The following is a 23,419-nucleotide window of genomic DNA, read 5'->3' as shown; positions in this document are numbered from 1 at the left end:
TGAAAGCAATAAGAAAGCCGGGATGGTACGTGACGCGGTTTGGCATGAGAACCCGCAAACCCATGATTTCGAGGCGAGCCCGATGCGCCTTGGATTCCAAATTGGAATAAGCACCTAGGGGAAAACACGGTTGTGCAGAATTTGGATAAAGGCGGGCCCCACCCAGGAGTGTCGGAATCGCCCCTTGCGGCAGGCCTGGAATCATGGCGCAATAACCTATTGCGAGTCCGGTGACAAGACGCGGCACGAGCAGCAGACACTGAGCGGCGCGTGCCCGCCGCATCCCTTCTGAAAGCCTCCCGGAAACCCTGCATGGGCGGCCGGCAACAGAAACCGCGCGGCTTGCTGCGCAAACTGGACCGCCCGCCTGGCAACCTGAAAAAATGACCGACACCTTCACCCCGCCCAGCTATCGCGAAGCGCCCGACGCCAACTGGTCCACCGCGGACCTGTGCGATCTGGCACTGCAAGACCCTGCCTGGGGACTGCGCGTGTTTCCGCCCGCCTATCGCGCGTTCGGCGGCAGGGCCTGGTACTTCGGACAGATCGTCACCGTGCCCGCGCCGGATGGCGATGGCGCCATGTCGCTGGCCAGGCTGCTGGCCGAGCCCGGGCAGGGCAAAGTGCTGCTGGTGGACGGCCGGGGCCGAGCCGCCCACGCCATCCTGGGCGACCGCATGGCCGGCATGGCCGTGCAGAACGGCTGGAGCGGCATCGTCATCCACGGCTGCCTGCGCGACGTGCGCGAGCTGGCCCGCATGCCCGTGGGCATCCACGCATTGGGCGCCGTGCCCAACCGGGCGGCCGTCATGCCGACGGCCGTGGCCGGCACGCAGGTCACCCTGCACGGACACACGATCAAGCGCGGCGAATGGCTGTATGCCGACGAAGACGGCATCATCGTGCTGGCCCGCCGCCATACCGAGGGCAAACCCACGGCCTGATGCGTCAGCGGGCGTACCGCGCCTTCAGTTCGGCATACGACACCAGTTCGCCCGCCAGGGCGCTGGCCACCACCGTGGGCGGGCTGGCCAGCCACACGCTGCCGGGCCCCGAACGGCCTGGAAAATTACGGTTGATGGCGCTGACGGTGACCTGCGACGGCTCGGTGGACGCCCCCGGCCCGCAATTGGCGCAGGCCCCGCACGAAGGCTGCAGGATGCGCGCGCCCATTGCATCGAAGATGCGGTCATAACCGCGCGACACGCAGTAGTCGCGCACCGCGGTGGTGCCGTACTGCAGGAACAGCGTCACGCCCTCGGGAATGCGCAATCCGCGCCCCACCGCCCAGGCCAGCACCTCGTGATAGTGGTCGAAATCCTCGCGCTTGCCGGCCGTACAGGAGCCGCCATAGGCGATGTCCACTTTCGGCCGCACCGCCAGGCTGGACAGCGCCATGCCATTGCCGGGATCGCCGGGCGCCGCCACCAGGGGCTCCAGCGCCGCGCAATCCACGCGCAGTTCCAGGGCATAGACGGCGCCGGGATCGCTGCGCATCCAAGGTTCGATCACCGCGTCCACGCCGCGCCGCTCGCGCAGAAAGCGCGCCGTCTCGGCATCGGGTGCGACGATGCCCGTCAGCCCGCCCAATTCGGCCGTCATGTTGGTCAGCGTGGCGCGTTCATCGATGGACATGGCCGCGACGGCCGGCCCGGTGAACTCGAACACCTTGCCCACGCCCGCGCCCGCGCGGATTTCCGGCAAGGCCAGCAGATGCAGCACCACGTCCTTGGCCGTGATGCCGGCCGGCAAAGCGCCTTCCAATTCGACGCGCAGGCTGGCCGGCATGGTCAGGCGCACGGCGCCGGTGACGAAGGCATTGGCCATGTCGGTCGTACCCACGCCGAAGGCCACGCAGCCCAGCGCACCGCTGTGCGGCGTGTGCGAGTCCGTGCCGGCCACCACCTGCCCGGGCAGGGCGTAGTGCTCGGCCATCATGGCATGCGAGATGCCGGCCACGTTGACGCCCGTGTCCAACGCGGCCTGGGCCTCGGTCAGCGTCTGGTGCTGGCGCAGGCCATAGTCGCGCACGAAGTCGCGCTGGGCCTGGCACATGGCCCATACGTTGGGCACGATGCCCGCGCGCACGTGGTTGGGGCTGTCCTCGACATACGAGGTGTGGTCCTCGAAGACCACGATGCGATCCGCATCCACCAGCCGCAGCGGACGTCCGAAGCGCGCGTGCAGCATATGGCTGGCCATGCCGGTGTAGTACTCGTGGACGAAGCGCCAGTCGGCGCGCACGAACGCCCCGTCGCCCACCGCGGGGTCGGTCGAGGTCACCTGCGTGCGCAGCAGATGGCGGCGAACGATCTTCTCGAACAACGTGCGTGGCGGGGCGGCGCCATCCTCTGGCGCATCCAGCGGCGCTGTCTGCCGCAGATGCGCCTGGCCGAAGGCCAGCAGACCGCCCGCCTTCACGACAGCGGCAGCCAGCGCATCCCGCCCCGCGACGATCTCGTCCACGCCGATGGCCTCGCCACGCAGCAAGCGCGCCACCAGGCCCATGTCGGTGCTGGTGTACAACCCGATGTTGTCGGCGTTCTGCCGGTAGATGCGCTCGAAGCTCTCGGCGATCACCAGGCGCACGCCGGCCGATTTCTCGGCCATCGGGCTGTGCTCGCGCGAAGATCCCTTGCCATAGCGCTTGCCCGCCACCACGACGTTGATGCCCGACAGGCGAACTGCATCGATGCCGACGGGCCTTTTCCCCTCGGCCTGGAAGCCGGTGTAGGGATAGCGGCCCAAGGCCTGGTCGAAGTGCGTCAGGATGGGGACGGGCGTGATCTCGTCGGTCGAGATGTCATCGCGCAACGGGCCTGCCTGCTCGGCATCCAGCGCCCGCCCGTCCAGTTGCGCGGTAACGTGCGCCGGATCGCGGGACAGGAACAGGATGCGGACGGGGCCGTCGATGATCGAAGTATCGGACATGAGCTACTCGGGAGAAATGCCCGCGGCCGTCACCAGCGACCGCGTCTTGGTGATCTCGGCGGCCAGAATCTGCGCCGCCTGTTCTGATGTGCCGCCCTGCGCCACGAAGCCCTGCGGCTGCAACGTGGCCAGCACGGCCTTGTCCTGCATGGCCTGTTGCGTGGCGGCCTGCAGCCTGCGCGCGATGTCGGCGGGCAGCCTGGCCGGGCCGATCAATGCGATCCACGCGTCGTACGAATACCCTGGCACGCCGGACTCGGCCAGCGTCGGCACGCTGGGCAGCACCGATACCCGTCCGGGCGTGCTGACCGCCAGCGCGCGCAACTGGCCCGCCTGCACCTGCGCGATCACCGACGGCACCGCCAGGAATGCCGTCTGCACCTGGCCCGACATCACATCGGTAATCAGCGCGTTGCCGCCGCGATACGGGATGTGCATCAGGTCGACGCCCGCCCGGGATTTCAGCAGCTCGCCCGCCAGATGCAGCACGCTGCCCGTGCCGGACGAACCGTAGTTGATCTTGCCCGGCTCGGCCTTCGCCGCCTTCAGCAGATCGGCCACGTTGCGGTACGGCGAATTCCTGGCCGTGACCAGCACCAGCGGCGTGGTGCCGACCACCGATACCGGCGTGATGTCGCGCACCGAGTCGTACGGGATGTTGCGGTACAGGCTGGGATTGATGGCATGGTTGGACGACACCATGGCCAGCGTGTAGCCGTCCGGCCTGGCCGACACCAGTTGCCGCGTGCCCGGAATGCCGGCGGCGCCGGACAGGTTCTCGACGATCATCGGCTGCCCCAGCGACTTGCCCAGGGCATCGGCCACCACGCGCGCCACCACATCGGCCGTCGAGCCGGGCGAGGTGGGCACGATCAGGCGGATCGGGTGGTCAGGATAGTCCGCGGCGGCGGGCGAGTGCTGCAACAAGGCGCTGAAGGCGAGCGTACAGCCCGCCACGAGTCTGGCGATGGTCATCCGTGTCTCCTTGGTATTCGCGGCGGGGTCTGAGCGCCCCGTGCCGGCGTGCAAGGTGCACTATACGTAGCGGTCCGCGCGCGGCCGAAGTGCCGATTGGGCAGGCCAGCCGTCGCCAATCGAGATGGCTCAGGCAGGTTGGGACAGGAAGCGCACCAACGTGCCGGCCGTCGCGGACAACGCGTCCTGACCGGCGAAGACGATGCAGATCTCGCGCTGCGCCCAGGGATCGGACAACGGGATCACCGCCACGTCCAGGGCCTGCATGTACATCTCGGCCACCTGCTGCGGCATCACCGCCATGCCCAGGCCCGCGTGCGTCATGCGGCACAGCGCGTCCAGGCTGGCCACGCGGATCTTCACGTCCAGCGTGGCGCCCGCCTCTCGCGCCTGGGCGGCCAGCAGTTGCGTCAGCGCGCTGTTCTCGCGCAGGCCCACGAAGGTTTCCCGCGCAATGTCGCGCAGGGCCAGCTGACGGGCCGCAGCGCGCGGATGGCCAGAGGGCATCATCACGGCCAGGCGGTCGCGCCGGTAGGGCAGCGACGCCAGACCCTGCAGGTCGGCCACGCGATTGCAGATGCCGAAGTCGGCCGCGCGCTCGCGCACCAGCCTCAGCACGTCGGGGCTGTGCTGTTCCTCAAGGTCGATGTCCACCTCGGGAAACAGGCGCTGGAACGCCGCCACGTCCTCCGGCAGGAATTGCACGATGGCCGACAGATTGGCCACCACGCGCACGCGCCCCTTCACGCCCGCGTACAGCCGCGACAGCTCGGCGGCCATGGACTCGACGTCGCCGATGATCTGGCGCGCGTGGCGCAGCACGGTCTGGCCCGCGGGGGTGACGTTGACGCCGCGCGCATGGCGCTGGATCAGGGGCAGGCCGACCAGCGACTCCATCTCGGCAATGCGGCGGCTGACGGCGGACGGCGCGATGAATTCGCGCTCCGCCGCGCGGGCAATGCTGTTTTCCTGGCACACCGCCACGAACAGCCGCAGCGAAGTGAAATCGAGTCTGCGTAGGATGTTTTCCATGGCTGGCCTGCTCGGCCGTCATTGAGAGACGGCCGATCGTACTACCAGTATGCGTATCGTGCCGGCATGCCGGCGGCGCTGCGCACTAGGCCGCCAGGGCGGTCTTGCGCGCTGCCCGGTAACGCGCCAGCAATCCCTTCCGTCGCTGCTCGGCCTGCGCCACGTTGCGTTCCTTCACGTGGCCATAGCCGCGGATGCCGTCGGGCAGAGAGGCCAATTCCAGTGCCGCCTCCAGGTTCTCCGTATTCAGCGTATCCGAGAACTCGCCGCACAGCGCCAGGTACTCGTCGGCCAGCCGCCGCTCCATGCGGCGCTCCGCGGTCTTGCCGAACAGGTCCAGCGATGTGCCTCGCAGCCGCTTCATCGGCGCCAGCACACGGAAAGCCATCTCCATCCATGATCCGAACGCGCGCTTGCGCAGGCGGCCCCGGGCATCGCGCCTGGCGATGGCGGGCGGCGCCAGATGGTAGGTCAGGCGATAGTCCTTGCCGGGCTCGCCTTCGAACTGCTCGCGCAGGCTTTGCCTGAACGCCGGATCGGTATGCAGGCGCGCCACTTCGTACTCGTCCTTGTAGCTCATCAGCTTGGCCAGGTTGCCGGCCACGGCGCGCGTCAGCGGCAGGTCTTTCGATGCGGCCAGACCGGTTTCCCGGATACGCACCGCTTCGACGGCATCCAGATAACGCTGCGCATACGCGGCACTCTGGTAAGCCGTCAGATGCCCCGCCAGACGCCGTATCAAGCCGTCCAGCGATTCGGGCAACAGCGTCACCCCCGCCTCGCGCACGGGCCGCAAGGCCTGCGCGCCATGATGCGCGGCCTGCCTGCCCAGCTCGAACGCGGCCAGGTTCTTCTGCACCGCGACGCCATTGCGCTCGATGGCCGCGCGCAGGCTCTCCAACGCCAGCGGCACGCCGCCCTTCTGCCACGCAAAGCCCAGCAGCATGGGATTGGCGAAGATACTGTCGCCCAGCAGGGTCTCGGCCAACGGCCCGGCCTCGATGAAATCGCAACGCTCGCCCGTGCTGCCGCGCAGCGCCTCCTCGGCCCGCCCGCCAGGAAACCGCCAATCGGGCTGCGACAGGAACGCCGCGGTGGGCGCGGCCGTGCTGTTGACCACCGCGCGTCCGCCATCGGGCCGGATGCGCGCCAGCACCTCGGGCGATGCCGCCACCAGCGCGTCGCAGCCGATCACCATGTCCGCCTGGCCGACCGCCACGCGCGTAGCCTGCAGGTCCTCGGGCCGGTTCGCCAGTTGCACGTGGCTGAGCACCGCGCCGCCTTTCTGCGCCAGGCCCGCCATGTCCAGCACGGTGACGCCCTTGCCTTCGATATGCGCCGCCGCGCCCAGCAACGCGCCGATCGTCACCACGCCGGTGCCGCCCACGCCAGCCACCACCAGGCGGTACGCCGAGTTCTCGGCGATCCGCGCGGCATCGGGCAGGGGCGCTTCGGCCAACGCCACGCCTCCCTGCACCGCGCGCGTCTTGCGCGGCACCGCGCCTTCGGCCGTGACGAAGCTGGGGCAGAAGCCCTCGACGCACGAATAGTCCTTGTTGCACGACGATTGATTGATGCGCCGCTTGGTGCCCAGCGCCGTCGGCAGGGGCTCGACCGACAGGCAGTTGGACTGCACCGAACAATCGCCGCACCCTTCGCACACGGCCGCGTTGATGAAGGCGCGCCTGGGTGGATCGGGATACTCGCCGCGCTTGCGGCGGCGGCGCTTCTCGGTGGCGCAGGTCTGGTCGTAGATCAGCACGGTGGTGCCGGACACCTCGCGCAATGCGCGCTGCACGTCGTCCAGCGACTGGCGATGATGCACGTCGATGCCCGCAGGCAGCGCCAGCGCGCCCACGTACTTGTCCGGCTCGTCGGTCACCACCACGGCCTTCGCCACGCCCTCGGCCAGCACCTGGGCGGCGATGCCGGGCACTGTCAGCACGCCGTCCACAGGCTGCCCGCCCGTCATCGCCACGGCATCGTTGTAGAGAATCTTGTAGGTGATCGATGCCTTGGCCGCGATCGCGGCGCGTATCGCCAGCAGGCCCGAATGGAAGTACGTGCCGTCGCCCAGGTTGGCGAAGATGTGGCGCTCCGATGTGAAGTCCTTCTGGCCCAGCCAGGCGACGCCTTCGCCGCCCATCTGGCTGAAGGTGTCGGTATTGCGGTCCATCCACATCGCCATGTAGTGGCAACCGATGCCCGCCACCGCGCGCGAGCCCTCGGGCACGCGCGTCGACGTGTTGTGCGGACAGCCCGAACAGAACCAGGGCTTGCGTTCCTCCACCAGCGTGGGCCGCCTGGCTTCGCGCTCCTTCGCATCCAGCACGGCCAGCCGGGCCGCGATGCGCGCGCGCAAGGCCTCGGGCAGATCGGTCTTGTCCAATCGCGCGGCGATGGCGCGCGCGATCAGCGCGGGCGACAGTTCATACCGCGCTGGCAACAGCCAGCCGCCACGCGGCATGGACCATTCACCGCCGCCGTTGTCACGCTCGTCGAACTTGCCGTACACGCGCGGGCGCACGTCGTCGCGCCAGTTGTACAGTTCCTCCTTCAGCGCGTACTCCAGGATCTGGCGTTTCTCTTCCACCACCAGGATCTCTTTCAACCCCGTGGCGAAGGATCTCGCATCCTGCGCATCCAGCGGCCAGATACAGCCGACCTTCAACAGCCGGATGCCCGCGGCCTTGCAGGCTGTCTCGTCCAGGCCCAGGTCGTTGAGCGCCTGCCGCACGTCCAGATAGGCCTTGCCGGCCGTCATGATGCCGAACCTCGCATCGGGGCTGTCCAGCACGACGCGATTCAATCCGTTGGCCCGCACGTAAGCCAATGCGGCATACCACTTGTGATCCAGCAGGCGCGCTTCCTGCGCCAGCGGCGTATCGGGCCAGCGGATGTTCAGCCCCCCCTCGGGCAAGGCATCGGACGGCAGCACGGCCTGCACCCGCTGGGGATCGAACTCGACCGATGCGCTGGACTCCACCACGTCGGTCACGCACTTCATCGCTACCCACAGGCCGGTGTAGCGGCTCATGGCCCAGCCGTGCAGTCCGTAGTCGAGGTACTCCTGCACATTCGAGGGATACAGCACGGGAATGCCGCTGGCGATCAGGACATGTTCGGATTGATGCGCCACCGACGACGACTTGGCGGCATGGTCGTCGCCCGCCAGCAGCAGCACGCCGCCGTGCGGCGCGGTGCCCGCCGAGTTGGCATGCTTCAACACATCGATGGACCGGTCCACGCCCGGCCCCTTGCCGTACCACATGCCGAACACGCCATCGCGGGTGGCGCCCGGGAACAGGCCCAGTTGCTGGCTGCCCCAGACCGCCGTGGCGGCCAGGTCTTCATTCAATCCGGGCTGGAAGACCACATCGTGCGCCTGCAGATCGCGGCGCGCCTTCCACAGGGCCTGGTCCAGGCCGCCCAGCGGCGACCCGCGATACCCCGACACATAACCTGCGGTGTTCAGTCCGGCGTCACGGTCCCGTGCCTTCTGCAGCAGAGGCAGCCGCGCCAGCGCCTGGGTGCCGCTGAGATATTGGCGGCCGACCGGCAGGGCAGCAGGGTCTGGCGATGCGGGATCGGCAGCCTCCAGGACGGCGGCGGGCAGTGGGGCGTTCATGCGGGTCTCCTCGGAGCCTTGGTGGCTTTTCGAGGCAGTGTAGGAACGCGGCAAGCCATCGTATATTCATATATTCAAGTACCAGATATATGAAAAACATATGACCCGAGACGTCAGCCTGCGCCAGCTCCGCTATTTCGCCGCCGCCGCCCGCACCGGGCGGCTTTCCATGGCAGCCACCGACGAACACGTCTCGCAGTCGGCGGTCACCAATGCCATCCTGGGCCTGGAAGCGCAACTGGGCGTGCGGCTGTTCGATCGCCATCCGCACGGGGTCACGCTGACGCCCGAAGGCCACCACTTCCATCAACGCGTGCGCGAAGTGCTGGACACGCTGGACGACGCGCTGCGAGAACCCGGCTTCCAGCGTTATGCCTTACGGGGATCGGTGCGTATCGCGGCGTCGTACACCGTGCTGGGCTACTTCCTGCCTGATCTGCTGGCGCGCTTCCGGCGTCGCTATCCCGACGTCGTGCTGGACCTGATCGACATGGATCGCCCGGATATCGAGGCCGCGGTCGCCAGCGGCGACGTGGAAATGGGCGTGGCGCTGATCTCGAACATGGAGCGGCGTTCGCGCTTCGACCATCACGTGCTGGTGAAGTCGCGCCGGCAATTGTGGACGGCTTCCGACCACCCCTTGCTGGCCATGCCCGCTCCCACGCTGGCCGACGTGGCCGCCTATCCCTACATCCTGCTGGAGATGGACGAAGGCGAGCAGTCCACGCTGGGTTACTGGCAGAAGCACGCCGCGGCTCGGCCCGACATCGCCTTTCGCACGCGCTCGATGGAAGCCCTGCGCGGCCTGGTCGCCCACGGCTTCGGCGTGACCGTGCTGTCGGACATGGTCTACCGGCCCTGGTCGCTGGAAGGCAAGAAGATCGAGGCGACGCCGCTGGCCGATGCCGTGCCGCCGATGGAGGCGGGCATGATCTGGCATCCCCGTGCGGCGCTGGCCAAGCCGGCCAATGCGTTCCGGCAATTCATGATCCATGCGTGCGGAGGGTAAGACCGTCCACGGGCTGATCGCGCGCCAAGGCTTATTTCCCGGCTTTTCCAGTCCGGCAATACAACCAAAGTGTGCGTGGTGACAATTTTGGCCATATTCGTGGCGCGGACGCCGCGCCGGACGGCAGCGTCCTGGCCTCGATGGGCATCATGCAGAACGGCCTGGTGACGCAATTGCGCTCCATTTCCCTGGCCGCCCAGGAGGTGGCAGCGGGCTCCTCCCACATTGCCGAAAGCAACCTGGACCTGTCGTCGCGCACGGAAGAGCAAGCCAGCTCGCTGGAAGAAACCGCATCCGCCGTGGAAGAACTGGCCGCCTCGGTCCGCCAGACGGCGCAGAACTCGGTCGAGGCCAGCCGCCTGGTGTCGCAAGGCAACGACATCGCCCAGCAGAATGGCCAGATGATGGAAGCCATGCGCAACCAGATGCGCCGCATCAGCGACTCGTCCGGCAAGATGGGCGAGATCATCACCACGATCGAATCCATCGCCTTCCAGACCAATATCCTGGCCCTCAACGCCGCCGTCGAGGCCGCGCGGGCGGGCGAGCAGGGCAAGGGCTTCGCGGTCGTGGCGTCGGAAGTGCGCACGCTGGCGCACCGCAGCGCCACGGCGGCCAAGGAAATCAAGGACCTGATCGACGGTTCGATGCAGCAGGTCCAGCAGGGCCGCAGCCTGGCCGAGCAGGTGCAGGAGACCATGCAGGAAATGGTACGCAACGCCGGCGGCATCTCGCAGATCATCCGGCAGATCACGCAAGCGAATACCGAGCAGAGCGCCGGTATCGACCAGATCAATTCGGCCGTCGGACAGATCGACACGGCCACGCAGCAGAATGCCGCGCTGGTCGAAGCGACCGCGTCGGCCGCCATGTCGCTGCAGGAGCAGGCCCGCACGCAGGCCGATGCGCTGACCTACTTCCGCTTCGAAGCCGCGGATCGCCGTGCCGCGCCCAGAACGGACGCGGCCGGCAATCCGCCGGCCGGTACGTTGCGCCTGGTATCCGCGTAAAGGCGCGCACGCCACGCTGATCACGGCCCGCTCGCGCGGGCCGTTTCACCTCATCACGCCAGATCGTAGCGGTCCAGGTTCATCACCTTGGTCCACGCGGCCACGAAGTCGCGCACGAACTTCTTCTCGCCGTCGGCGCTGGCATAGACCTCGCCCAACGCGCGCAGTTGCGCATGCGCGCCGAACACCAGGTCGATGCGCGTGCCGGTCCACTTCTTCTGGCCCGTCTTGCGGTCGAAGCCCTCGAACAGATCGCGCTCGGGGGTCACCGGCTTCCATTCCGTCGCCATGTCCAGCAGGTTGCGGAAGAAGTCGGGCGTCAGCGTCTCGGGGCGGTCGGTGAAGACCCCGTGCGCGTCCTTGCCCACATGCACATTCAGCACACGCAAGCCGCCCAGCAGCACCGTCATCTCGGGGGTGGTGAGCGTCAGCAACTGCGCGCGGTCCACCAGCAGGGCTTCGGCCGGAATGCGGTACTTGGCCTTCGTGTAGTTGCGGAAACCGTCGGCGACGGGTTCCAGCGCGTTCACCGAATCGACGTCGGTCTGTTCCTGCGACGCATCCATGCGGCCCGGCGCGAAGGGCACCGTGATGCGATGGCCCGCCTTTTCCGCGGCCTGCTCGATGGCGGCGCCGCCGGCCAGCACGATCAGGTCGGCCAGCGAGATCTTCTTGCCGCCCGACTGCGCGCCGTTGAACTCGGCCTGGATGCCTTCCAGCGCCTTCAGCACCTGCGCCAGTTGCTCGGGCTGGTTCACTTCCCAATCCTTCTGCGGCGCCAGGCGGATGCGCGCGCCGTTGGCGCCGCCCCGCTTGTCCGAGCCACGGAAGGTCGACGCCGAGGCCCAGGCCGTGGACACCAGTTGTGATACCGGCAGCCCGGCCGCGGCGATCTTCTGCTTCAGCGCGGCGATGTCCTGCTCGTCGACCAGCTTGTGGTCGACGGCGGGAATCGGATCCTGCCAGTTGAATTCCTGCGCCGGCACTTCGGGGCCCAGATAACGGGCGCGCGGCCCCATGTCGCGGTGGGTGAGCTTGAACCAGGCGCGGGCGAAAGCGTCGGCGAATTCCTGCGGGTTCTCGTAGAAGCGGCGCGAGATCTTCTCGTAGGCCGGATCCATGCGCAGCGACAGGTCGGTGGTCAGCATCGTCGGCAGCAGCTTCTTCGAGGCGTCGTGCGCGTGCGGGATGGTTTCCTTGGCATTCCTGGCCACCCACTGGTGCGCCCCGGCCGGGCTCTTGGTCAGCTCCCATTCGTGCTCGAACAGGTTGGCGAAGAAACCGATGCCCCATTGCGTGGGCGTGCTGGTCCAGGTCACTTCCAGGCCGCTGGTGATGGTGTCGGCGCCGCGGCCGGTGCCGAACTTGTTGTGCCAGCCCAGCCCCTGATTTTCCAGGTCGGCGGCTTCGGGCTCGGCGCCCACGTTGTCGGCGGGGCCCGCGCCGTGCGTCTTGCCGAAGGTGTGGCCGCCGGCGATCAGCGCCACGGTCTCTTCGTCGTCCATCGCCATGCGGGCGAAGGTCTCGCGGATGTCGTGCGCGGCGGCGATCGGATCGGGGTTGCCGTCCGGGCCTTCCGGGTTGACGTAGATCAGGCCCATCTGCACCGCGGCCAGCGGATTTTCGAGACGGCGGTCATCGTTGCGGCTTTCTTCCTGGCCATGCATCTGGGCGTCGGCCACCAGCACGCCGTCGTCGCTGCCGTCACGGCCCGCGGCGCCCTTGCCGTAGCGCACGTCGCCCCCCAGCCAGGTCTTCTCGTTGCCCCAGTAGACGTCGTTGTCGGGCTCCCAGGTATCCGCGCGGCCGCCAGCAAAACCCAGCGTCTTGAAGCCCATGGTTTCGAGCGCGACGTTGCCGGTGAGGACCAGCAGGTCGGCCCAGGAAAGCTTACAGCCGTACTTCTGCTTGATCGGCCACAACAGGCGGCGGGCCTTGTCCAGGCTGACGTTGTCGGGCCAGCTGTTGAGCGGGGCGAAACGCTGCTGGCCGCGCCCGGCGCCGCCACGTCCATCGCCGATGCGGTACGTGCCGGCGCTATGCCACGCCATGCGGATGAACAGCGGGCCGTAGTGGCCGAAGTCGGCCGGCCACCAGTCCTGGGAATCGGTCATCAATGCCGCCAGGTCCCGCTTGACGGCGGCCAGGTCCAGGCTCTTGAAGGCTTCCGCGTAATCGAAGTCGCGGCCCATCGGATCGGACTTCTCGGAATGCTGGGCCAGCAGATCGAGGCGCAACTGTTGCGGCCACCAATCACGGTTGGTCGTGCCGCCGCCAGCGGCATGGTTGAAGGGACATTTCGGGGCATTCGACATGGGAATCTCCTGGCGCAGCGGTCGCTTGATCGAGGATGAAGGCGCGTGCCAGGCACGAGCCGTGTGAATCCAGAGCGTAAAGCAAAGCCGGCGCAGGGGGAATCCGCCGTTGGCATGGCGAAAGCGCGCCATCGTCTATGAAGACGGGCGTCTTCAATGGCCGCGATAAGAAAATAAAATCGGCTGTCATGACGCTGCCACGGCAGCGACAGGCCGGTCATGTCACGTACGCGTCGACTCCCGTTCGACGATCTCGAACCCCACGTCGATCGTGCGTTCGAGTACATCCTGTCCCGCAAAGCGCGCCATCAGCAACTGCGCGGCCAGCTCGCCGATGCGCGCGCCGTCGATGTGCACCGTGGTCAGCGACGGCGCCAGATGCGCCGAGAAATCCGCGCCGCCGAAGCCGCAGACCGCGACGTCGTCCGGCACGCGCCAGCCCTGCACGCGCGCTTCGGTCAGCACGCCTTCGGCCAGGCCGTCCGAGCTGCAGCAGACCGCCTGCAGATCGGGATGATTCTTCAGCAGTTCGGCACAGGCGCGGCGGCCCGACGCCACGCTGCTGGGCGCGGGCACCACCGCCGTCGGCACCTCGCGTCCCATCGCGGCGCGAAAGGCCTCGGCGCGCATCACGGCGCGACGGTCGTCACCGATGGCCAGGCCCACGCGCGTCCAGCCTTTCGCCAGGAAATACTCGGCCACCGCGCGGCCCACCTGCCGATGCGAGAAGCCCACCACCATGTCCACGGGATTCTCGACCGACTCCCAGGTCTCGACCACCGGGATGTCCGATTGCCGCAGCCGCTGCGCCGCCGGGGAATCGCCCAGCATGCCCGCCACCACGATGCCGTCGACGCGGCGCCCCATCATCGCGTCCAGCAACGCGGCCTCGCGGGCGCGGTCGTAGCCTGTCTGGCCCAGGATCAGTTGATAGCCCTCGCGGTCCAGCGCTGCCGTCAGCGCCTGGATGGTAGGCAGGAACTGCGGCACCGAGACAATGGGCATCAATGCAGCCACGGTGCGGCTGCGGCGCGTCTTCAGGCCGCCGGCCAGCAGGTTGGGCACGTAGCCCACCTCGGCGGCGACGGCCTGCACGCGGGCGGCCGTGGCCTGCGACACGCGGCCGGGATTGCTGAGGGCGCGCGAGGCCGTGATCAGCGATACGCCGGCTTCGCGTGCAACGTCGTGCAGGGTGATGGATTTGGGTTTCATGGCAGGCGGGCGACGTGAATAAAGGGTTTTCCCTAACTTTTCCACGCTGAATGGACAACGTTATCCTTATTCTACCGAGTCAGCTGCGCAAGCGGGTGCATGTGCCGGATCCACCAGGCGCCTCATCCGCTAACCGATGGGATTTTCCCTTCGATCACGGCCGGCCGGTGTTTTTTGTCGCCGGGCCGCCCCAAGGCAAAGCCCCCTTGGGGGCAGCAAGCCGAAGGCGCGGCGTGGGGGCCTTTTTATTTACCCATTATGGATAACGTTGTCCATCCACCCAGATAGGACCACGGAGACAACCTGGACGCACCGTCATGACCACTGATTCCCCCGCCGATCGCATCGCCTGGATGCGGATCTCCTCCTGCTACCTGCCTCTGGCCACTCCCATCAGCGATGCCAAGGTCTTCACCGGCCGCCAGAAGCCGATGACGGAAGTCGCCATGCTGTTCGTCGAACTGCAGACCGAGAACGGCGACGAAGGCCTGGGCCTGAGCTACTCCAAGCGCGCCGGCGGCCCCGGCCAGTTCGCCCATGCCAAGGAGATCGCCCCCACGCTGATCGGCGAGGATCCCAGCGACATCGGCCGCCTGTGGACCAAGCTGTGCTGGGCCGGCGCCTCGGTCGGGCGCAGCGGGCTGTCCACCCAGGCCATCGCCGCCTTCGACGTGGCCCTGTACGACCTGAAGGCGCGCCGCGCCAACCTGCCGCTGGCCAAGCTGCTGGGCGCCTACCGCGACTCGGTGGCCTGCTACAACACCTCGGGCGGCTTCCTGCACACCCCGCTGGACCAACTGCTGGTCAACGCCAGCGCCTCGCGCGAACGCGGCATCGGCGGCATCAAGCTGAAGGTCGGCCACCCCGATCACCAGCACGACTTGAAGCGCGTGGAAGCCGTGCGCAAGCACCTGGGCGACGACGTGCCGCTGATGGTCGACGCCAACCAGCAATGGAACCGTCCGGCCGCGCAACGCATGTGCCGCACCTTCGAGCAGTTCAACCTGGTCTGGATCGAAGAACCCCTGGACGCCTACGACCACGAGGGCCACGCCGCCCTGGCCGCCACCTTCGACACGCCGATTGCCACCGGCGAGATGCTGACCAGCGCGGCCGAGCACTTCGACCTGATCCGCCATCGCGGCGCCGACTTCATCCAGCCCGACGCCCCGCGCGTGGGCGGCATCACGCCGTTCCTGAAGATCCTGGGCCAGGCAGAGCAGGCCGGTTGCATGCTGGCCCCGCACTTCGCCATGGAACTGCACGTGCACCTGGCCGCGGTCTACCCGACCGAGCCGTGGGTCGAACACTTCGACTGGCTGGAGCCGCTGTTCAACGAGCGCCTGGAAATCCGCGACGGCCGCATGCTGGTGCCCTCGCGCCCCGGCCTGGGCATGTCGCTGAGCGAGCAGGCCCGCAGTTGGACCCGCGAGCAGGTCGAGATCGGCAAGCGCGCGTGACCGCTTCATTGCCGGCATGCCGCACCCAGGCGAGCGCCGAAGGCGCGGCATGAAGGCGCTTTTCCGGTACCGGCCCACAACGCCCCGAGCGCGGACACGCCCTCGGGGCGTTGTCGCGGCCGGTCCATGAACCGGGCGGCAGCCTTGCCGCCATCCCGCAGAACCGGCGCATAGACGCCATGACGCACAAGAATGGAGAGACAGATGAAACGCCTGCTGAGCACCCTCGCATTGGGCCTGGCCGCCGCCACGACGGCGCTGCCCGTCCTGGCCCAGAACGCCTCCTGGCCCACCAAGCCCGTCACCTTCCTGGTTCCCTTCCCGCCGGGCGGCTCCACCGACCTGATTTCCCGCACCGTCGGCGCCAAGTTGCAGGAGAAACTGGGCGGCACCTTCGTCACCGAAAACCGTCCGGGCGCCGGCGGCACCGTGGGCACGGCGCAGGCCAAGCGCGCCGCGCCGGACGGCAACACCATCCTGGTTTCATCGCTGGGGCCCTTCGTGATCGGCCCGCACCTGGTCAAGGACACCGGCTACGACGCGCTGAAGGACTTCGACTACATCACCGTCGCCGTGCAGGCGCCGAACGTGCTGGTGGTCAACGCCAATTCGAAGCTGAATTCGGTGCAGGACGTCCTGGCCGCGCTCAAGGGCAAGAACGGTCTGACCTTCGCGTCGGCCGGCAACGGCACGTCGGACCACCTGACGGCCGAACTGTTCTGGCAGGAGACCGGCACCAAGGGTACGCACGTGCCGTACAAGGGCGGCGCGCCGGCCATCATCGACCTGATCGGCGGCCAGGTGGATGCCAGCTTCAGCAACATCAACACCTGCCTGACGCACGTGCAATCGGGCAAGCTGCGCGCCCTGGCCGTGACCAGCGCCAAGCGCTCGCCGCTGCTGCCCGACGTGCCCACGATGGAAGAACTGGGCTTCAAGGGCGTGACGGTGACCTCGTGGCAGGCCTTCGCCGCGCCCAAGGGCATTCCCACCGACATCCGCGACAAGCTGCGCCGAGGCATCGTCGACAGCCTGAACGACCCGTCGGTGAAACCGAAGCTGCTGGAACTGGGCTTCGAGATCGTGGGTAACACGCCGGCCGAGTTCACCAAGTTCCAGGCGGCAGAGTACGCGCGCTGGAAGAAGGTGATCGAGGTGGGGCAGATCACGGCGAATTGACGTTAGAGGCGCCGCCGCGGCCTTTGCCAGCCGCGGTGGCTTGCCTCACGCATCCGCGTCGATCCTATTCGGCGCGGATGCCCGCCTGCTCGATCAGGCGCGTCCATTTGGCCACGTCCGCGCGGATACGCTGATCGAACGCGGCCGGCCCGCTGCCCACGGGGCGAAAGCCCAGGCTAGTCAGCTTCCCGCCAAGCTCGCCCTTGCGCACGGCGACGTCCAACGTGTCGGCCAAGCGCCCGACGATATCCGCTGGCATCCCTGCCGGCGCAATCAGGCCGAACAGGGGCGTGATGTCCACGCCGGGCAATCCTGCCTCGGCAAAGGTCGGCACATCGGGCAACTGGGCAACGCGCGCCGGCGTCGTCACCGCGAGCGCGCGGACGCGCCCACCCTTGATGTGCTCGATCAGCGTCGGCACCGTACCGAAGGCAAACTTCACCTGTCCGCCCAGCAGATCCGTGAAGACCGTGCCGCCGCCACGATAAGGCACGTGCAGCAGGTCGATGCCGGCCTGCTGCTTCAATTGCTCGCCCGCCAGATGAGGCGCGCTGCCTACGCCGGCCGAGCCGAACGACAAGGTGCCGGGCTGGGCCTTGGCCAAGGCGACGAAGGCGGCAAGATCCTTCGCGGGCACCGACGGATGCACCACCATCACGAAAGGCGCCGTGGCCAGCAGCGTGATCGGAGCGAAATCCTTCAGCGTGTCGTACGGCAGCCTGCTGCCCAGCAGGCCGGGATTGATCGTGAACGTCGAATCGACGATGCCGATGGTGTAGCCATCCGGCGCGGCGGTGGCGACCGATCGCGTGCCGATGGTGGTGCCACCGCCTCCACGGTTTTCCACGATGAAAGTCTGCCCCAGGGCCTTGCCATAGACCTCCGCCGCCATGCGGCCCAGGTTGTCGGTGGCCGCGCCGGGCGGATAGGGCACCACCAGCCGCACGGGCTTGTCGGGATAAGAGGCCGCCCGTCCGGGCAAGGGCCAGCCCAGCGCGTTCAATGCCATCAGGGCGGAGGCTCGGGCCAGGAGGTTGCGTCGCGTGAGGTTCATGTCGTCTCCAGTTTTTTAGGTGTTCTTCGTGATTGCGTCAGCGGCTGTACCGGCCTTCGGCCAGATCCGTCTCGGGATCCGCCCCCAACCCAGGGGCGTCTGGAATCTCGACACGGCCGTTGCGTATCGGCACGCTGTCCCCATACGGCACGTGCGCCAACTCGACATACAGACGCTCCAACGAGACTTCCGCATGCTGCGCGGCGATCAGGTGCAGGCTGGCAAGATAGCCGGGTCCGAAGAACGCCACCTGCGGCGCGCACCGGACGCGGGAAGCGCCACACCGCCGAGCCAGATCCCACGTGGCCGTCAGCCCCAGCTTGATCACGCTGGGCTGTATGTAATCGACGCTTTCGGACTCGGCCAGCTCCTGCAAGGCATGGGCGCTGGCCGCGTTCTCGCCCACCGCCAACGGGATGGGCGTTCGCGCCTTCAGCGCCGCCAACACGCCATGCGCTTCCGGCGGCCAAAGCGGCTCTTCGATCCAGAAGGGGTCGTACTGCGCCATTTCGCCGATGGCCTGCGGCGCTTCGTCGGGCAGCCAGGCGCAGTTGGTGTCCACCATGATCGGCACGCCAATCCCCGCCGTGCGCCTGACCACACCCAGCGCATCGGCGGTGCGCTCATGCAGCTTGATCTCGGCGTAGCCCTCGCCCAACGCCCTCGCGGTCACTTCCTCCAGCCGGCCCGGATGCCCGTAGTACTGCAGCAGCGACGCATAGACACGGACCGAATCGCGCTGCTTGCCGCCCAGCAGGGCATACAAAGGTGCCCCCGCGCGCTTGGCGCGCAAGTCCCACAACGCGATGTCCAGCCCTGCCAGCGCGTGCACCACCGGGCCTGAGCGGCCCAGATTGTGCAGCGCGCGCTGCATGCCCGGCAGCAGGGCCGCATCATCCGCGTCCTTGCCCACGGCCAGCGGTTCGATCAACGATTCGAAGATCGCCGTCAAGGCGCGCGGCTCGACGCAATACGACTCGCCCCAGGCCACCGTGCCGTCCTTCGTCTGCACGCGCACCAGCGCGCTGTCGAGCTTGTCACGCGGACGGCCCGCAAACAGTGGAGAGGGACTCCAGTGGTGGAACGGCAAACGCATGGGAATGCACGTGACCGAGGAAATGGTGTTCGTGGACATGGACAGCCTGCGGGAAAGAAACCCATGCATTCTGTTCACGCCCATCCATATAATCAAATAGATATATCGACTGATTTCATCTGAAAAACATATGTTCAGCCGCCGTGAACTGACTCTGCTGCGCGCCATGTACCGCGAGGGCACGGTGACCGCCGCGGCTGCCACGATAGGCATGTCGCAACCCGCGGCCAGCGCCATGCTGCGCGACATGGACGTCCGGCTGGGATTCGCGCTGTTCAGCCGCGAGGGCCGGCGGCTGCGCATGACCAGCCAAGCCAGGGCGCTGATTCCCGAAGTGCTCAACGCACTGACCGCGCTGGAAAGTGCGGACCGTGTGGCGGGGGACATCCGCCACGGCGCCATGTCGCGCCTGGTCATCGGCGTCGTGGCCATCGCGGCCTCCAGCCTGTTGCCGCCCGCGCTCACGCACATGCGGCGCACGCATCCCGCCGTCGCCATCACGATGCGCGCCGGTTCGGCACTGGAGATCATCGAAATGGCCGTCGATCACCGGATCGACCTGGGCATCATCGTGGGGTCGCCCACGGACAGCCAGCGGGTCGCCACCATGACGCTGGCGCCCCTTGCGCTGCACGCGGTGCTGCACCCCTCGCATCCTTGGGCGTCGAAGAAGCGATTGAAGCTGGCTGACGTCGTGGCGTCAGAGCCCATCCTGCTATCCACCGCGCTGCCCGCGGGCCGCGCCACGCGCCAGGCGATTCTTGCGCAGGGGCTGCCCTATCGTCCGCTGACGGAAGCGTCGCAATCATCGGCCGCCTGCGCGCTGGTGGCCGAAGGGCTGGGTATCGCCATCGTCGAAAGCCTGGGCGCCCACTACGCGAGCAGGCAAGGCTTGGTGACCCGGCAACTGGTCAGGCTGGATGATCCGGTATTGGCGCTGGTGTGGGCCCGGGATCGGGCGATGAGCGAGCCCGGGGAATGCCTGCGGGATGCCTTGATGAAGGAAGCCGCGAAGCGCCTGGGACGGGGCGCCGCGTAGATCAAGCGGCTTTCTTCCAGCCGGACGTGGTGTCCTCGAAGACCAGTCGTTCTTCATCGTGGAAATCCAGCTCGATCAGGCGTTCGATCATGGCCTGGATCTTCACATTGCCGTCCAGATGCTCGAGATAAAGGGCCCGTACGATCCGGTCCAACCCCTTCGGCATTTTTCCCTTTCGCTCCCAGAGCGATACGGTCTGCTCCGTGGATCCAAGCATGTCGCCCAGACGCTTCTGAGACAGCCCAAGCTCCTTGCGCAAGAAGCGAAGTTCAGTTCCTGTCAGGAAGGGCTTGCAGGCAAGCGCTCGACCAATGACGCGATGCAGTTCATCTGCATCGGTGATCGACACGGCGTCCTCGCCATCGAACTCCCGGATCGTATAGCCGTTCAGCAGCCATACATTCTGGAGTCCCGACTCGGTGTAGTGGTACATGGCCATCACCTCGATCAGAACACGGTGACGACCGCGATCCAATCTCCATTCTCGTTTCTTCGCAGTGCTGCTGCGACGTGCACCTCATCACCCGCATGGCGATGCATCAATGTGCACTTCCAATCTCCGCTGATATCCACATGAGCGGATTCACTGATATTGCCGTGACGCAAACAGGCGTAGACCTGGGCAGACGTTATGCGACGCTCTCGCATACGAGCTTTTGCATGCCTGGTGATAAACACCTTTTCGGTCTTTTCCGCCATCCCGCGGATGACCCTGAGCATGTTGACGTCGTTGAGCCTGAGCGGAGTCGGGTCGATCATACCCATAATTATTATGGGTTACAAAGATTTAGTGAAGACGTCCTCCGACACCCTGCACGAAAAGCAGACCACATTACCGACAACACAAGTTGCCGATCGATGGGCCTGCCATTCCTCTACCAATGCGAGTACGCTCACCGCCAGGTGATGCCGGCCTCGGCCAGACTCAGGATGAGGATAGAGGTGCTTGGAAAATTGACCAACTATCTGTGCCTGGGCTGAAGCCTGTTCACAACCTTGTCGCGGATACGGACTAACCGCCTATCCCAGCTTGCCCAGCAACTCGATCAACTGCCGCCGTTGCGCGGCCGTCAGTTTCGCGCTGACCCGCTGGTCATGCGCCCGCACCGCCTCGGTGATCTCGGCCAGCGCGCGCTGGCCCGCCGGTGTGGCCCCAAGGGCATAGGCGCGCTTGTCTGTCTCGGCATCGCGCCGCTCGACATATCCCAGCGCCTGCAACTGATCCACGATCTGCACCGCGCCCGACCGCGCGATGCCCAACGCACGCGCCACCTCGGTCAGCTTCATCCCTTCGTTCTCGACGATCAGCGTCAACGCTGAAAATCGCTGGGGGGTGATGTCCCACGGCTCCAGCGCCGCGAGGAAATCCTCGTAGATGGATATCTGCGCCCGGCGGATGGCGTAACCCACCAGATCGTCCAGCGCGCCGTAGCGTACGCCGGGCACGTGCGGTTCGAAATGTTCGCCGCGCGCGGCGGGTCTGCGAGCCTGCAGGGAAGAGGTACTGGCCATGGAAAAGTCGCTGAAATCAGGCGTCTACCCTAACCCGTAAGCGCTCGGCACGCCAGCGATTTGCGGGAAAACCCCGGCCACCCGGGTACCGGCATTTAGTTATGATGCATAACAAATAGAATATGCCCCGATCCATCATCGGGACTTGGAGAAGACACATGCACATCGCCATTGCCGGCGCGGGCATCGGTGGGCTGACGCTCGCGCTGATGCTGCACCAGCGCGGCATAGCCTGCCGCATTTACGAAAGCGCCCAGGAACTGCGCCCCCTGGGCGTGGGCATCAACCTGTTGCCGCACGCGGTCGACGAACTGGAGCAGCTCGGCCTGGCCGACGCCGTGCGCGAACGCGCCATCGAGACCACCGCGCTGCACTACTACAACAAGCACGGCCAGCCCATCTGGCAGGAACCGCGCGGCCTGGCCGCGGGCTACCCGGTGCCGCAGTACTCCGTGCATCGCGGCGAGTTCCAGATGCTGCTGGCCGAGGCCGTGATCGAGCGCCTGGGACCGCAGGCCCTGGTCACCGGCATGCCGCTGGAGAGCGCGCGCAACGACAGCGGCCAGGCCGTCGCCGTGCTGCGCCAGCGCGACTGCCTGGCCACGAAAATGGTTCACGCGGACGCGCTGATCGGCGCCGATGGCATTCATTCGGCCTTGCGCCGGCAGATGCATCCCGCAGGCGACGTGTTCCGCTTCTCGGGCCGCATGCTGTGGCGCGCCGTCACGGAGGCCGACCCGTACCTGGACGGCCGCACCATGTTCATGGCGGGCCACCAGGACCAGAAGTTCGTCTGCTATCCCATCTCGGAGCCGCTGCGCCGGGCCGGCCGCTCGCGCATCAACTGGATCGCCGAACTGGCCATCCCCGACGGCACGCTGCCCGCCACGGACTGGAACCGCCGCGTCGACAAATCGGTGTTCGCCGACCGCTTCGCCGACTGGCGCTGGAGCTGGATCGACATCCCCGCCGTCATCGCGGGCGCCGAGGCCATCTACGAATTCCCGCTGGTCGACCGCGATCCGCTGCCACGCTGGACCAATGGCCGCCTGACCCTGCTGGGCGATGCCGCTCACCCCATGTACCCCATCGGCTCGAACGGTTCGGCGCAGGCCATCCTGGACGCGCGCTGCCTGGCCGATTGCCTCGCGCAGGCGCAATCCGGCGTGCTGCGTTCCCTGGAAACCGCCCTGCTGGAATACGAGGCGCTGCGGCTGCCTCCCACCGCGGGCATCGTGCTGCGCAATCGCCTGAACGGCCCCGAACAGGTGATGCAACTGGCCGAAGAACGCGCGCCGCAAGGCTACGCGCACGTCAACGACGTGATCCGCCAGGAAGAACTGCAGGCCGTATCGCTGCGCTACAAACGCCTGGCCGGCTTCGATCCCGCCGCGCTGCGCGCCAGCCGGGAGCAGCGCACATGAGCGCGCAGAGCCAAGCGAGCGGCTTCGTCTACGCCGGCCAGATGCCCACGCTGGAACACCTGGCCACCGTGGTGGTGCTGGTCGATCCCCCACAGGAAGTCGGCGACACCCCGCAGGGCAAGCGCCGACTGATCCCCATCACGGGCGGCACCGTGCAGGGCGCGCGGCTGCGCGGCCGCATCCTGCCGGGCGGCGCGGACTTCCAGTTGATCCGCAGTCCCACCTTCACCGACATCCACGCGCGCTACGTCATCGAGACCGACGAGGGCCACCGCGTCTACGTCGAGAACACGGGCATCCGCACCGGCTCGGCAGAGGACATCGCCCGGCTGGTGAACGGCCAGCCGATGGATCCGGCACGCATCTATTTCCGCAGCTATCCGCGCTTCGAGACGGCCGAGCCCAGCCTGGCATGGCTGAACGACAGCCTGTTCGTGGGCACCGGCGCGCGCTATCCCGATCGCGTCGAACTGGTGTTCTTTCGCCTGGGCTAACGGCCCCGGCAACGCATGACCCCGCACTCACCAACAAGAACGACGAACG

19 protein-coding genes are annotated in these 23,419 nt (G+C 67.2%); 8 read left to right on the top strand and 11 right to left on the bottom strand.

What is annotated here, in order from left to right; all coding sequences use genetic code 11:
- Positions 1-383 precede the first annotated feature (383 nt).
- Complete coding sequence (rraA, locus tag A7W11_RS08060) at positions 384-944, top strand: ribonuclease E activity regulator RraA (RefSeq protein ID WP_066410509.1); 561 nt, start codon at positions 384-386, stop codon at positions 942-944.
- Between the two features lie 4 nt (positions 945-948).
- On the opposite strand, the gene A7W11_RS08055 is transcribed toward rraA, so the two are convergent.
- The 4 genes from A7W11_RS08055 to A7W11_RS08040 all read right to left on the bottom strand — a co-directional run bounded on the left by A7W11_RS08055 (position 949) and on the right by A7W11_RS08040 (position 8,566).
- The gene (locus tag A7W11_RS08055; protein WP_066410508.1) at positions 949-2,931 is read right to left on the bottom strand and encodes an aconitase family protein; all 1,983 of its coding nucleotides are present in this window, start codon (positions 2,929-2,931) and stop codon (positions 949-951) included.
- A gap of 3 nt (positions 2,932-2,934) precedes the next feature.
- On the bottom strand, positions 2,935-3,906 hold the full coding sequence (locus A7W11_RS08050; protein WP_066410507.1) for a Bug family tripartite tricarboxylate transporter substrate binding protein: 972 nt from the start codon (positions 3,904-3,906) through the stop codon (positions 2,935-2,937).
- Between the two features lie 129 nt (positions 3,907-4,035).
- A complete protein-coding gene (locus tag A7W11_RS08045) occupies positions 4,036-4,938 on the bottom strand; it encodes a LysR substrate-binding domain-containing protein (protein ID WP_066410506.1) in 903 nt (300 codons plus the stop codon).
- Positions 4,939-5,023: 85 nt separating this feature from the next.
- Positions 5,024-8,566, bottom strand: coding sequence for an indolepyruvate ferredoxin oxidoreductase family protein (locus A7W11_RS08040; RefSeq protein WP_066410505.1), 3,543 nt, complete (start codon positions 8,564-8,566; stop codon positions 5,024-5,026).
- A gap of 100 nt (positions 8,567-8,666) precedes the next feature.
- Here A7W11_RS08040 and A7W11_RS08035 point away from each other — a divergent pair, with 100 nt between their 5' ends.
- Together A7W11_RS08035 and A7W11_RS08030 are read left to right on the top strand one after the other, a co-directional pair.
- Positions 8,667-9,575 (top strand): LysR family transcriptional regulator, encoded by a 909-nt coding sequence (locus A7W11_RS08035; protein ID WP_066410504.1) that lies wholly within the window; start codon positions 8,667-8,669, stop codon positions 9,573-9,575.
- A gap of 71 nt (positions 9,576-9,646) precedes the next feature.
- The gene (locus A7W11_RS08030; RefSeq protein ID WP_066410503.1) at positions 9,647-10,585 is read left to right on the top strand and encodes a methyl-accepting chemotaxis protein; all 939 of its coding nucleotides are present in this window, start codon (positions 9,647-9,649) and stop codon (positions 10,583-10,585) included.
- Between the two features lie 53 nt (positions 10,586-10,638).
- Here A7W11_RS08030 and katG read toward each other — a convergent pair whose 3' ends face one another.
- Both katG and A7W11_RS08020 read right to left on the bottom strand, forming a co-directional pair.
- The gene (katG, locus tag A7W11_RS08025) at positions 10,639-12,900 is read right to left on the bottom strand and encodes a catalase/peroxidase HPI (RefSeq protein WP_066410502.1); all 2,262 of its coding nucleotides are present in this window, start codon (positions 12,898-12,900) and stop codon (positions 10,639-10,641) included.
- A gap of 222 nt (positions 12,901-13,122) precedes the next feature.
- On the bottom strand, positions 13,123-14,112 hold the full coding sequence (locus A7W11_RS08020; protein WP_066410501.1) for a LacI family DNA-binding transcriptional regulator: 990 nt from the start codon (positions 14,110-14,112) through the stop codon (positions 13,123-13,125).
- A gap of 317 nt (positions 14,113-14,429) precedes the next feature.
- Between A7W11_RS08020 and A7W11_RS08015 the strand changes: the two genes are divergently transcribed.
- Positions 14,430-15,572 (top strand): L-talarate/galactarate dehydratase, encoded by a 1,143-nt coding sequence (locus A7W11_RS08015; RefSeq protein WP_066410500.1) that lies wholly within the window; start codon positions 14,430-14,432, stop codon positions 15,570-15,572.
- A gap of 204 nt (positions 15,573-15,776) precedes the next feature.
- A complete protein-coding gene (locus tag A7W11_RS08010; RefSeq protein ID WP_066410499.1) occupies positions 15,777-16,751 on the top strand; it encodes a Bug family tripartite tricarboxylate transporter substrate binding protein in 975 nt (324 codons plus the stop codon).
- Between the two features lie 64 nt (positions 16,752-16,815).
- On the opposite strand, the gene A7W11_RS08005 is transcribed toward A7W11_RS08010, so the two are convergent.
- Positions 16,816-17,805 carry a Bug family tripartite tricarboxylate transporter substrate binding protein gene (locus A7W11_RS08005; RefSeq protein ID WP_066410498.1) on the bottom strand — a complete coding sequence of 330 codons (990 nt, stop codon included), beginning with the start codon at positions 17,803-17,805 and terminating at the stop codon, positions 16,816-16,818.
- A gap of 37 nt (positions 17,806-17,842) precedes the next feature.
- Positions 17,843-18,940 (bottom strand): mandelate racemase/muconate lactonizing enzyme family protein, encoded by a 1,098-nt coding sequence (locus A7W11_RS08000; protein ID WP_066410497.1) that lies wholly within the window; start codon positions 18,938-18,940, stop codon positions 17,843-17,845.
- A 91-nt stretch (positions 18,941-19,031) separates the two neighbouring features.
- On the opposite strand from A7W11_RS08000, the gene A7W11_RS07995 reads away from it, so the two are divergent.
- The gene (locus A7W11_RS07995; protein WP_066410496.1) at positions 19,032-19,940 is read left to right on the top strand and encodes a LysR family transcriptional regulator; all 909 of its coding nucleotides are present in this window, start codon (positions 19,032-19,034) and stop codon (positions 19,938-19,940) included.
- A gap of 1 nt (position 19,941) precedes the next feature.
- Here A7W11_RS07995 and A7W11_RS07990 read toward each other — a convergent pair whose 3' ends face one another.
- The 3 genes from A7W11_RS07990 to A7W11_RS07980 form a co-directional block, all read right to left on the bottom strand.
- Positions 19,942-20,373, bottom strand: coding sequence for a helix-turn-helix domain-containing protein (locus A7W11_RS07990; protein WP_066413632.1), 432 nt, complete (start codon positions 20,371-20,373; stop codon positions 19,942-19,944).
- A gap of 14 nt (positions 20,374-20,387) precedes the next feature.
- On the bottom strand, positions 20,388-20,699 hold the full coding sequence (locus tag A7W11_RS07985) for a DUF4258 domain-containing protein (protein WP_235816829.1): 312 nt from the start codon (positions 20,697-20,699) through the stop codon (positions 20,388-20,390).
- A 261-nt stretch (positions 20,700-20,960) separates the two neighbouring features.
- The gene (locus A7W11_RS07980; RefSeq protein ID WP_066410494.1) at positions 20,961-21,452 is read right to left on the bottom strand and encodes a MarR family winged helix-turn-helix transcriptional regulator; all 492 of its coding nucleotides are present in this window, start codon (positions 21,450-21,452) and stop codon (positions 20,961-20,963) included.
- Positions 21,453-21,610: 158 nt separating this feature from the next.
- Between A7W11_RS07980 and A7W11_RS07975 the strand changes: the two genes are divergently transcribed.
- Positions 21,611-22,876, top strand: coding sequence for a flavin-dependent oxidoreductase (locus A7W11_RS07975; protein WP_066410493.1), 1,266 nt, complete (start codon positions 21,611-21,613; stop codon positions 22,874-22,876).
- A complete protein-coding gene (locus tag A7W11_RS07970) occupies positions 22,873-23,370 on the top strand; it encodes a DUF3237 domain-containing protein (RefSeq protein ID WP_066410492.1) in 498 nt (165 codons plus the stop codon). Before A7W11_RS07975 ends, A7W11_RS07970 begins: the two co-directional genes overlap by 4 nt.
- Positions 23,371-23,419 lie beyond the last annotated feature (49 nt).

Source organism: Bordetella ansorpii, from assembly GCF_900078315.1.
Taxonomy (GTDB): domain Bacteria; phylum Pseudomonadota; class Gammaproteobacteria; order Burkholderiales; family Burkholderiaceae_B; genus Bordetella; species Bordetella ansorpii.
Note: the sequence above shows the minus strand (reverse complement) of the source record. Positions and strands in the feature narration are given on the sequence as shown.